Below are 13008 nucleotides of genomic sequence, written 5' to 3'. Positions count from 1 at the left end.
GGGCTAAAGAGCGGAAACCTGCTCGCGTGCACCCAGGCGCACACTCACGTCGGAGTCGCGGCGCTCATCCGCATGATGGCTCACGAGCACCACAATCTTATCGGCCAGTGCCACTCGCAGATCGGCGATGAGTTGCTCGGCGCTCGCCGCATCCAGATGAGCAGTCGGTTCGTCGAGCAGCACCACGACGGCACGAGTCAGCAGGGTGCGGGCGACCGCGAGACGCTGCCGCTCACCACCCGACAGGCTCTTGCCTGCCGACCCGACCCGGGTATCCAACCCGCGATCGAGCGAATCGAACAGCGAGCCAAGACCAACCTGACGCACAACCGCTACGAGTTCGTGCTCGGACGGCTGATCGTCGTGTGCCCGTCCAAGCAGCAAATTCGCGCGAATCGTCGAATCAAAGAGGTGCGACTCCTGCGGGCACCAGGTCACCACGTGCCGCAATTGCTCGGGGGACAACTCGCGAGCATCCACACCGCCGAGACTCCACGACCCAGCGGCAGGCGGAAGGTATCCAAGCAGCGCCGCCAACAGCGTCGACTTTCCCGCCCCCGAGGGCCCCTCAACCACAAGCCACCCACCCCGCTCAACGCGGGCAGTCACTCCCGAGAAAGCCAGGGCAGGGCTCGAAGGCCAGCGGATGCCGAGCTCACTCAGTTCAAGAACGTTGACGTTAGCCAGCGGTTGGTCTGCGCTCGCGGCTCCGGTGTCAATGCCGGTGCGCGATCCTCGCAGGCCGCGGCCCGAGCGCCCACGGTCGACGGCGGCGTCGGTGCTCTCAACCCCCGCAGTAACCCCGCGCACCTTCGCCAGCGCGGCACCGAGCGCGGGCCACTGCTGCACGGAGTCAACGAACGCGATGAGCGAGTCAACGAGCCCGATCGGGATGAGCACAAGCACGGCGACGACGGCGATGGGCAGGGTGCCGGCAATCACAGCGGGCGCGGCGACGGGAAGCATCGCGACGGCGGTCACCGAGCAGGCGAGCACGACGACGGCGTTGCCGATGCCCAGGGCGCGGGCGCTGCGGCGGGAGAGCGCCCCGGCTTCAGCGTCGATGCGATCGAGGCGGCCGAGCATCCGCTCACCAACACCATTAGCGCGCAGGTCGCTGGCGGCCCCCGTCATGGCAGCGAAGGCGCGCACGACACGCGACTGCACTTCGGCGATGCCGTGGGCGGCAGACCGATCGACCCAGACGGCGATGATGGGAGCGCCGACGAGCGCGCCGGCAAGACCCCCCAGCAGCACGGGCACCGCTGGGGCGTGCAGCAATCCGACAGCGATCAGTGCGGCAAGCGAAGTTCCCACGGCCACGGCGGGCGGCAGCACCACGCGCGGAACAAGATCCCGCACCCGGTCAGAAGCAGCGACCAGATAGTCGAGAGCAACCCCACCATTGGCGAGCGCACGGGAACCGAGGGCTCGTGCGCCGAGACCGTTCCAGAGCGCGACCCGCAACTCAATCACTGAACTCAGCACCGCACTGTGAGTCGCGAGACGCTCCGCATAGCGGAGGGCCGCACGGCCGATGCCGAAGAACCGCACGCCCACGATAGCGACGAGCAAGAACATGATCGGCGGATGCTCGCTGGCCCGCACAATCAGCCAGCCCGAAATCGCCGTCAACGAGATTGCGAAAAGGCTCGCGCCAATGCCGAGAGCGATCGCTCCGACGAGAGTGGCGAGGGACGGACGCACAAACTCGAGCAGGCTGGCGAGAGTGGCGCGGGGTGAGCTGGGCGCGGCGACAGCGTCAGCATCCAACTCCTGAGCAACAGCTAGCGGATCAACGTGAGACTCGACCGCACGCGTGCCACCTGAAGCGCCCACGGCAACAACTTGGTCAGCAAGAGCCGCAATGCCCGACTCGTGCGAGGCAACCAGCACCGTCACAGGGCGACCGCGCAGTTCAGCAATCGCCGTCTCCACACGATGCGCGGATGCCGGGTCGAGATGGGCGGTCGGCTCATCCAGCAGTAGCAGGGTTGCGCCCGCTTCGACGCGCAGCAGTCCGCGCGCGACCGCAATGCGACGCAGTTCGCCGGGACTCACCTGGCGAGGGTCGGCCTCAGCGATCGCCGCCAAGCCCAGCTCGACGACGACAGACTTGATGGCCTTTTCGTCGCTGCTGTAGAGACGCAGTTCGCCAATGACGGTGTCGGCAACGGTGTGGGGATGCTGCGGAACCCACGCCACGTGCTGCGGGTCGATGCCCCACACGCTGCCGCCGCTGGGTTCGCGATTGCCCGCCAACACCTCGAGAACACTGGATTTTCCGCTGCCGCTCGGCCCATCCAATGCCGTGATCGTGCCGGGGGTGGCCGTGAAACTGAGGTTGTCGACCGCGGGGAGTGCTCGACCGTCGTAGCCGATCGTGAGGTCAACAACGCGGAACTTGCCGTCGAGTTGGCGATGTTCACGGGCACGCGGTGCATCGATGATCGTGCGGGCGCGGCGCAGGGCGGTGAGTCCATTCTCGGAGGAGTGGAACGCCGCACCGAGTTCACGGAAGGGTGCGAAACATTCGGGCGCGAGCACGAGAGCGATGAGGCCAACAGTGAGGGAGAGCTGATCATCCACGAGTCGCACACCGACAAAGACGGCAACAACAGCGACCGAGATTGTGGCGATCAGTTCGAGTACGAGCGCTGAGAGGAAGGCGGAGCGGAGCGTCGCCATAGTGGTCGTGCGGTTCTCGGCAGAGATCGCACGCAGGGCACGCGACTGCTCGCCAACCCGACCGAGGCCGACCAACACGGGAAGCCCGCGAGCCAGCTCGACGAGATGGTCCGAGAGTCGTTCGAGGCTGGCGCTGGCCGCTTCTGCACGTTCGCGAGTGTGGCCACCGACGAGCACCATGAACACGGGAACCAGCGGAACCGTCACAACAATGATGAGCGCGCTCACCCAGTCGACCGAGAGGATGCGGGCACCGATCAGCAGTGGAACCGTCGCCGTTGTCACAATCGCGGGAAGCACCACCCGGTAGTAGTTATCGAGCTCATCGAGCCCCACAGTGGCGATCGCGGTGCTCGCACCGACGCGCGAATCGCTGCCGACAAGCATCCGCTCGGCGAGCTCATGGCGCAAGGCTTCTTTCGCGCCAAGAGCGGCTCGGGTAGCAAAACTCTCGGTTGCCCAAGCAGCAGCTGCGCGCAGCAGTCCGGCGGCGACACCGAGCCCAATCGCGAACTGCCACGCACGAGCATCCGCCTCAATAACTCCGACGACACCGCGTGCGACTGCCTCGGCCATGAGCACCAGGGCGAGACCCTTGAGGGCTGCCAGCAGGCCCAGCCCAAACAGCGTGTGTAAGCCCCCCGGACCGAAACCGGCTGCAAGTCGTTCGCGGAGTATGGCCTTCATGCCCTCCATGGTGCCTTAACGAGCTGAGACAGGGGGAGCAACAGCCGGCTTCACAGTGTGAGCCTCAGGGAGGTGGTGCTCGCTGAGACGGTTGCGGAATACCCAGTAGGTCCAGCCCTGATAGAGGAACACCAGCGGCAGGCCGAAGCCAGCAACAACAGTCATAACGCCCAAGGTATATTCGCCACTTGCCGCATTCGAGATAGTGAGGTCGAACGCCGGGTTGAGCGTCGAGGGCAGTACCACCGGGTACACCGCAGCGAAGATGGATGACGCACCAGCGAGCAAGAAGGCGGCGATTCCCACAAATGCCCAGCCTTCACGCCCGGCTCGAGCGCTGATCCAGGCGAAGACGACCGCGACCACGGCGACCACAACGAGTGCCCAGGTGATGACGGTGCCGTGCTGGAACTGAATGATGAGCACCCACGCCACGATGGGCAGCAGGGCGACAGGGCTCCAGTGCACCACGAAGTTGCGGGCGCGGGCGCGTACCTCGCCATCGGTTTTGAGACCGAGGAACACGGACGCGTGCACGAGTGAGAAACCAACAACGGCAAGGCCACCGAGCACTGCGTAGGGGGTGAACCACGCGAAGGCGCCGCCAACGCGGTCACCGTTCGCATCAATCGGGAGGCCCGTGGTGGTGAGCGCAAGGGCTGCACCGATGCCGAAAGCTGAACCGAGCGAGCCGAGCCCGAGGGCGCGATCCCACCACATGCGCCACGTGTCGCTAGAGCCCTTACCGCGGTACTCAATAGCCACGGCGCGGAAGATAAGGCTCACCAAGACGATCGTCAGCGGGATGTAGAGCGCCGAAAATAGCGATGCATACCAAAACGGGAATGCCGCGAAGGTGGCGGCTCCGGCCGTAATCAGCCAGACCTCGTTGCCATCCCAGACCGGGCCGATGGCATTGAGCATGAGCCGGCGCTGCTTGTCGCTGCGGGTGCTGAAGAGCAGCAGCATCCCGACCCCAAGGTCGAAGCCCTCAAGGAGGAGGTAGACGATCCACAGTGCCGCGATCGCAATAAACCAGACGGTGGGGAGAAGTTCCATGAGTGGGTTCCCTTCTGCTTAGTAGGCGAACGCGAGAACGTCGTCGCGTCGGTCTGGGTGGTTGGGATCGTTGGGGTTGTCTGGATCGCCTGAGTTGCCCGGGTCGCCGCCTTCCGGATGCCCGAGTTCAGGCATTGCCGAGGCCACGCCACCACGCACGTACTTGATTAGCAGTCGCACTTCAAAGACGAGCAACAACGCGTAGACGAGAGCGAGGGAGGCGAGCGAGAAGATGATCTCTTCACCACTAACACCGGGGGAGACAGCGGCAGCGGTGAACATAAACACACCGTCAACGCCACTCGGGTTCGGGTTCGGCACAACAACGAAGGGCTGGCGGCCCATCTCGGTGAAAACCCAGCCGGCAATGTTGGCGCCGAAGGGAGCTGCAATGCTGAGCAGTGCTGTTCCCATCAGGAACTTCGAACGAGGCACGGTGCCCTTGCGAACAATCCACAGCGTCAGTGCGGCGAAAGCAGCGGCAAGCATTCCGAAACCGATCATGAGCCGGAAGCCCCAGTAGGTGACCTCCATGATGGGCAGATAGTTGATCTCCATACCCGCGCGCTCACCGTACAGCGGGTCGTCCGGAAGGTTCGTGCCGTACAGCTCTTGGTACTCCGGAATGAGCGTGTTGACACCCTTGATTTCGGTATCAAAATCTCCGTGGGCCAGGAATGAAAGGATGCCCGGAATCTCGATAATGCCCACAACGTCATCACAGTTCTGCGAACCCAGGTTGCCGATCGACAGCACCGAGAAGCTCGTACCGTCTTGGCAGGCCGCCTCGGCCGCCGCCATCTTGAGGGGCTGTTGATCGAACATGAGCTTCGCCTGCACATCACCCGTGATGGCAACGCCGCCGAATCCGACAATCGCAATAACTGCAGCAATGCGGATGCTGGTCAGCCACACCGAGTGATCCTTGCGATCGCGGCCAGGAATGCTGGCATTCTCTCCGACGACGACGCGGCCTGCGGCATCCACAGAGTCGATTCCGTCACGACGACGCTGCCAGAGCTGGTACCACGAGATGCCAACGACGAAACCGGCACCGACGGCCAGGGCACCCATGATGGTGTGCGAGTAGGCGGCGAGGGCGGTGTTGTTGGTGAGTACGGCCCAGATGTCATTCATGACGGGGCGACCATCGACCAGTTCAACACCGACAGGGTGCTGCATCCATGAGTTGGCGACGATGATGAAGAAGGCGGAAACAACCGAGCCGGCGACGGCGATCCAGAGGGTCGCGAGGTGGATCTTTTTGGGGAGACGGCTCCAGCCGAAGATCCAGAGGCCGAGGAAGACTGATTCGAAGAAGAAGGCGAGCAGGCCCTCCATAGCGAGGGGGGCGCCGAAGACGTCGCCGACGAAGCGGGAGTATTCGCTCCAGGCCATGCCGAACTGGAACTCTTGAACGAGGCCGGTAGCAACACCCATGATGAAGTTGATGAGGTACAACTTGCCCCAGAACTTGGTCATGCGCAGCCACTTCTCGTCACCAGTGCGCACCCACTGGGTTTGCATGAGAGCGACCACCGGGCCGAGGCCGATCGTGAGGGGAACCATGATGAAGTGGTAAACGGTGGTGACGCCGAACTGCCACCGGGCGATTTCTAGCGGATCCACTCCACACCTTCCACTGCATTTTCTACATCGTGTAGAACTATTTCTACACCGTTGTAGAAATTATTTCTACCTGAGGTAGAATTACTGCATGTATTCCCTTGGTGAACTCGAACGCAGCATCATGGATCTGCTCTGGGCGAGCGCCGAAAGCCTCTCTGCGTATGACCTTCAGGCCAAGCTTGCGGCACCCGAAGTTGCTGGCCGAGAGTTAGCAGCCACCACAATTCTTACCGTGCTGTCGAGGCTCGAGAACAAGAACTTTGTCGTGCGCGAGCGTGACTCTCGACCGCACCTCTATCGTGCTGCCGCCGCTCGCGAAGCACACATGGCCGACCTCATGCACGAAGTACTGGGTGGGGCGAGCGATCGCGCCGCGGTTCTCGAACGCTTCGTGGGTCAGGTCTCAGGCGAAGAGGCTGAAACACTGCGCCGCATTCTCGCCGGCCGGTAGCCATGCTTGTCGCTGCCATCACGCTTGGCCTCGTCGCGATCCTGCTCGCGTGGCCGGTGCCCGCGCTGCTGCCAGGAGCACAGTGGGCCTACCGTCGCCCGACGGTCGGCTTACTCGTGTGGCAACTCGTCGCGCTCGTCGGCGGCACCAGCATGATCGGTTCGCTTGTGCTGCTCGGAGCGTCAACGTTTGCCGACGATATTCCGGATGCCGCTAATGGCATGTGGCGTTTCGTCACCCACAATGAACTGCCAGAGGGTTCCTCAGTGTGGTCATTGCTCGCCCTCTCCGGAGCGCTCTTTCTTGCCGCCCACCTTCTACTCAATCTTCTAGTGACCGTCGTCTATGCCGAGCGGGAACGGACCCGTCACGCTCAACTCATCACTCTGCTGAGCGAGCCGATGTCTGACCGTCCGGGCACCCGGCTCATCGACACCCCAGCCCCGGTCGCCTACTGCCTACCCGGTGCGCTCAAGTCGATCACCGTGCTGACGGCCGGACTGATCGAGCTACTCGACGAAGACGAACTGCGTGCCGTGATCGAACATGAACGCGCCCACGTTCGGCTGCGGCACGACATCGTGCTGATCTTCTTCACCGCGTGGAAGCTGTCACTGCCCTGGTTGCCAACTGCCCGCAACGCGTCGCGGGAGGTTGCCCTTCTTCTCGAAATGCATGCCGATGACAACGCGCTCACCCATGTTGGTCGCGGCAGTCTAGCCCGGGCGATCACTGTTGTCGCCGAGGGTGGTGCGTTGCCGAAGCGCAGCGAACTCTCGGCCGCGATGCCCGAATCGACCCCGAAGGAACTGCGGGCGCGACTGCTGCGGCTCGCCTAGACGCGGTCTCGCTTGCCTCGCACTTTGTCACTTTGCGGGCCTCGTGCAAAGGCGAGCGGCAGGGTGAGGAGCGAAATTGCAGCGGCGACGAGTAGTGCTGGAGGGAACGATAGCCCGGCGGCCAAGGTGCCGATGAGCACGGAGCCCACTGCCGTGCCCATGTCGAATCCGATGTTCCAGACGGCGCTTGCCGTTCCATACTGCTTGCGTTCCACAGCGGCGAGGGAGAGCAGAAGGGTGAGGTTCTGCAGCCCTCCGTAGGCGATGCCGACGAGGGTCATGCCGGCGAGGAAGAGCGCGATAGCGGTGGCATTGGGGTCCTGAACCGCGATGGCGGCGAGGACGAGTCCGATGACGGTCAGCAGCACTAAGGGCCACAGGAATGGCTTGGCGCCATGCCGATCGGCCAGACCTCCAACCCCCCACCGAGTTACCGCTGCGCTGAGGGTGAGCAGTGCGAGTGCACCGGCCGTGAGGGCTGGTGATGAACTCATCTGCGGTGCAAACGTGATGACTGCACCGCCGGCCAGAGTGACGCCGCTGAGGAGCATCATGGGGCGAACGAGGCTGCTCACCAACTGTCGGCGCCCAGCCCGGTTGCCGTTCACGGTCGGTATGGCGCCGGTAGGGGGCAGAAGTGCGCGAGCGGCTTCCTGTTCACGCAAAACTCGGGCCAGCCGTGGAGCGGAACTGATGCCGAGAATCGGCAGGGTGCCGAGTGCAAAAACAGCCCAGAATCCGACCGAGTCAGCCAGCAATGGGCCGGCTGGGATGAGAATCACTTGCGGGACGGCAATCGCCGCACCGTATGCCCCGATTGCCGCACCATGCTGAGCGCGAGGCACGAGGTTGGCGACTACGGTCGACCCGGCCACGGTGAGAATGCCGAAGCCGATGCCTCGCAGAGCGGAAAGCAGCAAGACCCAGCCGAGGTGGTCGGAGAACAGAAAGAGCAACGGGGGGATACCGAGTAGCGCGAGCGCTGCGGCCAGCACCCGTCCGGTCCCCAAGCGGTTGAGGAGGCGCGGAACGAACGGCTGGGTCATGACTGTCACCAGGAGCAGTACCCCGTTGACGAGGCCCGCACCGGCTTCATTGGCGCCGCCCTGCACCGCCCACAATGGAGCGACGGGCAGCAGGGCTGCGAAGCCGCCAAAGCCTGCGGCAGTCAGCACGAGCAATGCGGGCATTCCGGGTGCCCGCCATACCGGCAGCGGGCGCGGTGAGGAGTTGTGGTTCACGTTGTCCAACCCTATGCCCAGCCCAGCATGCGCGTTGCCCGGCCGGGGTTGCGATTAGGGGTTACCCGCGCGGAATCAAACGCTGCAGTTGCGTCACGTGCTTGGGCTCCAGCTCCTCAATGCTCGTAACCTCGAGCAGTTTCATGGTGCGCACGATCTGGTCGGAGAGGATCTCGATCGTGCGGTCAACGCCCTCGCGACCGCCGGCCATGAGGCCGTAGAGATAGGCGCGACCGATGAGGGTGAACTTGGCGCCGAGGGCCATTGAGGCGACGATGTCGGCACCGTTCATGATGCCCGTGTCGACCATCACTTCGACGTCGTTGCCGACTTCACGAACGACCTCGGGCAGCAGATGGAAGGGGATGGGCGCGCGGTCGAGCTGGCGGCCACCGTGGTTCGAGAGCAGGATGCTGTCAACGCCGAGGTCAGCGAGGCGCTTGGAGTCTTCAAGGTTCTGCACTCCCTTGATCACGATCTTGCCCGGCCACATGTCGCGGATGATCTGGAGGTCGTCGTAGTTGATCGACGGGTCCATTGCGGAGTCGAGCAGTTCACCGACGGTGCGTCCACCGGTGGAGGAGAGTGACGCGAACTCGAGCGGGGGAGTCGTGAGGAAGTCAAACCACCACCAGGGGCGAGGAATCGCGTTCAGAATCGTGCCGACGGTCAGCTGCGGCGGGATTGAGAAGCCGTTGCGCTTGTCACGCAGTCGCGCACCAGCCACGGGAGTATCGACAGTGAACATGAGGGTGTCGTAGCCGGCGGCCGCAGCGCGCTCGACGAGCCCGTACGAGATTTCGCGTTCGCGCATTACATAGAGCTGAAACCAGTTGCGGCCGTTGGGGTTCGCGGCCTTCACGTCTTCAATGGATGTCGTACCCAGCGTCGAGAGAGTGAACGGAATGCCTGCTGCCGCTGCTGCGCCCGCACCAGCGACCTCGCCCTCGGTCTGCATCAAACGCGTGAATCCCGTGGGCGCAATTCCGAAGGGCAATGCTGAGGTGCCCCCCAAGATTTGGGTGGTGGTGTCGACGTGCGAGGCATCCCGCAGGATCGACGGGTGAAACTCGATGTCTTCGAACGCTTGGCGCGCCCGGCTCAGCGAGATTTCGCCTTCGGCCGAGCCATCCGTGTAGTCGTAAGCGGCCTTGGGCGTGCGGCGCTTGGCGATGTCTTTGAGGTCATAGATCGTGAGGGCGCTGTCGAGGCGACGCTTCTTGCCGTTGAATTCTGGGGCTTTGAACTTCATGAGCTTCGCAAGCTCGATGGGGTTCGGGAATTGACGCTTAACCATTGTGTGCCTTTAGTTGGTGGAGTCGAGGTGGGCAAGGAGGCGATCGCGCGCGCCCATGATGTGGTCGCGGGTGAGACGCTCAGCGGTGGCGGCATCCCCGGCGGTGATGGCATCGAGGATGCCCTGGTGTTGGTCGGCCACCTCGTGGGCGGTAATGAGTTGGGCGGACTGGACCTGCCCAATGCACAACTCGATTTCGCCCATCAGCAGTTCGTGCATTCGGGTCAGGCGTGAGCTGGGCTGACCGGCAACGAGCGCACGGTGGAACTGGATGTCGTCGTGGGCGAACCCTGTCGAGCCAGACCGCAGCGAGCGGTGGGCCTGCAGCGCGGCGGCAGGAATCATGCCGTGCTGGGTCAGTGCTGCAATTGCCGCGCCCTCGACGATCGCGCGGTTGGTGAAGAGGTCGTTCACGTCGTCACCGCTGAGGAAGGGAACTCGCGCAGCCTGATGTGGTTCGCGGCGCAGCAGGCCGTCAGCGACGAGTCGTTCGATGGCGATGCGGGCCGTGGGGCGGGCGACGCCGAAGCGTAGGGCGACACGGGATTCGGTGACGGTGGCCCCGGGCGCGATTGTGGCGCCGATGATGTTGGCACGTAATTCAGCGTAGATCGCGTCGGGCCGGATGGGCCCCGTGCGTTCAGCAGCCGTCAACAAAGACATAGTGCTCCATTCGCTTCATATTGCTATACAATATAGCAGATTGCCTAACAATCAATAAACGGGGCTGTTGGCCCACAATGGCGAGGATCGTTACCTTTCGGGAGCGGCCGTCGACGCAGAGTTCGCACGAGGTGACCACAACCCCAGGAATGCCTTTCTACGGATAAACGATCGATTTGAGGCTCGTCGGGTCGAGATCGCTGTCGAGGGCTTCGCGAACGTGGTCGAGATCGAACTTTCCGGTAACCAGGCTGTCGAGATCGACTTGGCCGCTCGATACGAGATGGATTGCTGTAGGCCACGTGTCGGTGTAACGGAAAATTCCCGTCACATTGAGCTCGAGGTTTTGGATCTGTTCAACAGGCAGAGTCATCGTGGAGTTTCCCAACCCCACGAGCACTGCGGTTCCTGCGGGACGAAGGGCTCGGATTCCGCTGTCGACGGCACGCGGCGACCCAGATGCGTCGATAAATGCCTCGACGTCAAGGTCGAGTGATTCGATCGACGTCGCGACAGGGTCGATGACTCGGGTCGCACCAAACTTGAGCGCGCGCTCGCGCTTCTCTTCAATGAGGTCTGTGACGATGATGTCTTTCGCACCGAATGCCCTCGCTGTCTGAGCTGTGATGATGCCGATGGGGCCCGCCCCCGCAATGAGGATGCTCGACCCCGGAGTAACGCCCGCTTTGCGCACTGACGCGATCGCCACGGAGAGAGGCTCAAGCATTGCGGCTGCTTCGTCCGACATGCTGTCGGGAATTGCGTGCGCGAACGCATCCTGAATCGTGACGTATTCGGCGAAAGCGCCATCAATCGATGGAGTGGCAAAAAACTCCATCTTCTTGCACAGGTTATAGCGGCCAGTTCGGCATTCCTGACACTGTGCGCACGGTCGCTGCGGTTCGATGGCGACCCGTTGACCGACGCGATTTGAATCAACATCACTTCCTACCGCGACGATGCGGCCTGATAGCTCGTGGCCAAGCACGAGAGGGTTGTTGACGACAAAGTCACCAAGGCGCCCCTCGCGGAAAAAGTGAACGTCAGAGCCGCACACTCCGACCGCGGCAACGCGAACGAGCACTTGGTCGCGGTCGGGAGTGGGTACCGTGCGCTCCTCGATCGTAAGGGTGTCCTGTGACAGCAGGATGCTAGCGCGCATGGTGTCCGGAATCTTTGCAGTCATCTCTTGTTCTCCTGTGCTTCGTTGTGAAAAGTGTTTGAGCGAATGACGCCTGCCCGGTGATCAACGCCCCTCAATCACCACGTATGCGAGTGGTTCTCCGGCCAGCAGTCGCCGTGCCTGCTCCCGAATATTGTAAAACAATTTAACAGAATGTCTAACAAAATGAAATACCGTCCTGTTAGGTTGATGGGATATGTTTCGTGGCGCCTCAAAGGAGATGGAATGACTGATCAGTTGGCATGGGGAATTCTGGGTACGGGGTGGATTGCGGGCTTGCAGACTAGCGATCTCCTCGAGCATGGGTTCAGTGTCGTGGCAGTGGGCTCTCGCACTGCTGGCGCGGCCACCGAGTTCGCGACAAAGTATGGCATCCCGGCCGCCTATGGTAGCTATGAAGAACTCGTTGCCAACCCCGATGTCGACGCTATCTATGTCGCTTCTCCCCACCCCTTCCATGAAGAGCATGCGCTTCTCGCCTTGAACGCCGGCAAGCACGTTCTCGTGGAGAAGGTATTCACGATGAACGCAGCCCAGGCAGAGACTGTCGTCGCCCGGGCATCCGAGCTCGGACTTGTCGTGCTCGAAGCCATGTGGGCGCGCTACCTGCCTCACATGGTTCGTATTCGCGAACTTGTGCGGAGCGGTGCGCTCGGAAGCATCCGCAGCGTGATCGCCGATCACAATCAAAACCTGTCGCGTGATCCACTTCACCGAATCAACAACCCGCTTCTCGGCGGTGGGGCGCTGCTCGATCTCGGTATCTACCCGCTGTCGTTCGCCTACGACATTCTCGGAACGCCGACAAACGTCGTTGCTGTGGCGGCCAAGACCGCCACCGGCGTCGACCGTCAGACTTCGATGATTCTGAGCTACGGCGATGAGGCACAAGCTGTGCTCCAGACCACCCTCGACCTGCATGGTCCCAACCGCGCGGTCATCGTCGGCAGCGAGGGGCGGATCGAGATCGACGAGGTCTGGTATGAGCCGACCACGTTCACACGTTTCGATGGCTCGGGAGCTGTTGTCGAAGAATTTGACGGTACCGCCACCGGACGCGGCATGCAGTTCCAGGCCGCAGAGCTCGAACGCCTCGTTGCAGCGGGTGAACTCGCCAACGACATCCTGCCGCCGAGCCAGAGCGTGCAGATCATGTATACCCTCGACGAGATCCGCCGCCAGATCAGCCTGACCTACCCGATGCTCGACGAGAACTAGCTCGCAGCGCGCCTGCCGCGGGCTAGTCCCGCGGCAGGCGCGCTGGTATCACC

Annotated in this window: 10 protein-coding genes; 3 read left to right on the top strand and 7 right to left on the bottom strand. The window is 62.8% G+C overall.

The annotated features are described in order from the left end of the window. Positions 1 to 3: 3 nt before the first annotated feature. The 3 genes from cydC to ABD112_RS08165 are packed head-to-tail and all read right to left on the bottom strand — an operon-like array spanning position 4 to position 6063. A complete protein-coding gene (gene cydC / locus ABD112_RS08175) occupies positions 4 to 3375 on the bottom strand; it encodes a thiol reductant ABC exporter subunit CydC (RefSeq protein WP_343924852.1) in 3372 nt (1123 codons plus the stop codon). A gap of 15 nt (positions 3376 to 3390) precedes the next feature. After that, positions 3391 to 4434 (bottom strand): cytochrome d ubiquinol oxidase subunit II, encoded by a 1044-nt coding sequence (cydB, locus tag ABD112_RS08170; RefSeq protein WP_343924850.1) that lies wholly within the window; start codon positions 4432 to 4434, stop codon positions 3391 to 3393. 18 nt (positions 4435 to 4452) lie between these two features. Then, the gene (locus tag ABD112_RS08165; protein ID WP_343924848.1) at positions 4453 to 6063 is read right to left on the bottom strand and encodes a cytochrome ubiquinol oxidase subunit I; all 1611 of its coding nucleotides are present in this window, start codon (positions 6061 to 6063) and stop codon (positions 4453 to 4455) included. An 88-nt stretch (positions 6064 to 6151) separates the two neighbouring features. Between ABD112_RS08165 and ABD112_RS08160 the strand changes: the two genes are divergently transcribed. Then, positions 6152 to 6514, top strand: a complete 363-nt coding sequence (locus ABD112_RS08160) for a BlaI/MecI/CopY family transcriptional regulator (RefSeq protein WP_343924846.1) — start codon at positions 6152 to 6154, stop codon at positions 6512 to 6514. Positions 6515 to 6516: 2 nt separating this feature from the next. After that, positions 6517 to 7353, top strand: coding sequence for a M56 family metallopeptidase (locus tag ABD112_RS08155; RefSeq protein WP_343924844.1), 837 nt, complete (start codon positions 6517 to 6519; stop codon positions 7351 to 7353). On the opposite strand, the gene ABD112_RS08150 is transcribed toward ABD112_RS08155, so the two are convergent. The 4 genes from ABD112_RS08150 to ABD112_RS08135 all read right to left on the bottom strand — a co-directional run bounded on the left by ABD112_RS08150 (position 7350) and on the right by ABD112_RS08135 (position 11740). Then, complete coding sequence (locus ABD112_RS08150) at positions 7350 to 8594, bottom strand: MFS transporter (RefSeq protein WP_343924842.1); 1245 nt, start codon at positions 8592 to 8594, stop codon at positions 7350 to 7352. The two genes, ABD112_RS08155 and ABD112_RS08150, sit on opposite strands and share 4 nt — an antisense overlap. Positions 8595 to 8655: 61 nt before the next feature. Then, the gene (locus ABD112_RS08145; RefSeq protein ID WP_343924840.1) at positions 8656 to 9891 is read right to left on the bottom strand and encodes an alpha-hydroxy acid oxidase; all 1236 of its coding nucleotides are present in this window, start codon (positions 9889 to 9891) and stop codon (positions 8656 to 8658) included. A 9-nt stretch (positions 9892 to 9900) separates the two neighbouring features. Next, positions 9901 to 10554 carry a GntR family transcriptional regulator gene (locus ABD112_RS08140; protein ID WP_343924838.1) on the bottom strand — a complete coding sequence of 218 codons (654 nt, stop codon included), beginning with the start codon at positions 10552 to 10554 and terminating at the stop codon, positions 9901 to 9903. Positions 10555 to 10711: 157 nt separating this feature from the next. Further along, the gene (locus ABD112_RS08135; protein ID WP_343924836.1) at positions 10712 to 11740 is read right to left on the bottom strand and encodes an NAD(P)-dependent alcohol dehydrogenase; all 1029 of its coding nucleotides are present in this window, start codon (positions 11738 to 11740) and stop codon (positions 10712 to 10714) included. Positions 11741 to 11962: 222 nt separating this feature from the next. Here ABD112_RS08135 and ABD112_RS08130 point away from each other — a divergent pair, with 222 nt between their 5' ends. Continuing rightward, complete coding sequence (locus ABD112_RS08130) at positions 11963 to 12955, top strand: Gfo/Idh/MocA family protein (RefSeq protein ID WP_343924835.1); 993 nt, start codon at positions 11963 to 11965, stop codon at positions 12953 to 12955. The last annotated feature ends 53 nt before the right edge of the window (positions 12956 to 13008 follow it).

The sequence above is a fragment of the Rhodoglobus aureus genome (assembly GCF_039527955.1).
GTDB classification, from domain to species: Bacteria; Actinomycetota; Actinomycetes; order Actinomycetales; family Microbacteriaceae; genus Rhodoglobus; species Rhodoglobus aureus.
The sequence above is the reverse complement of the archived record's forward strand: the minus strand, read 5'-3'. Positions and strand labels throughout refer to the sequence as shown.

Excerpts from the sequence above, each read along its gene's own strand:
- cydC (WP_343924852.1), bottom strand. The coding sequence starts at position 3,375 with ATGAAGGCCATACTCCGCGAACGACTTGCAGCCGGTTTCGGTCCGGGG.
- cydB (WP_343924850.1), bottom strand. The coding sequence starts at position 4,434 with ATGGAACTTCTCCCCACCGTCTGGTTTATTGCGATCGCGGCACTGTGG.
- ABD112_RS08160 (WP_343924846.1), top strand. The coding sequence starts at position 6,152 with ATGTATTCCCTTGGTGAACTCGAACGCAGCATCATGGATCTGCTCTGG.
- ABD112_RS08155 (WP_343924844.1), top strand. The coding sequence starts at position 6,517 with ATGCTTGTCGCTGCCATCACGCTTGGCCTCGTCGCGATCCTGCTCGCG.
- ABD112_RS08145 (WP_343924840.1), bottom strand. The coding sequence starts at position 9,891 with ATGGTTAAGCGTCAATTCCCGAACCCCATCGAGCTTGCGAAGCTCATG.
- ABD112_RS08140 (WP_343924838.1), bottom strand. The coding sequence starts at position 10,554 with ATGTCTTTGTTGACGGCTGCTGAACGCACGGGGCCCATCCGGCCCGAC.
- ABD112_RS08135 (WP_343924836.1), bottom strand. The coding sequence starts at position 11,740 with ATGACTGCAAAGATTCCGGACACCATGCGCGCTAGCATCCTGCTGTCA.
- ABD112_RS08130 (WP_343924835.1), top strand. The coding sequence starts at position 11,963 with ATGACTGATCAGTTGGCATGGGGAATTCTGGGTACGGGGTGGATTGCG.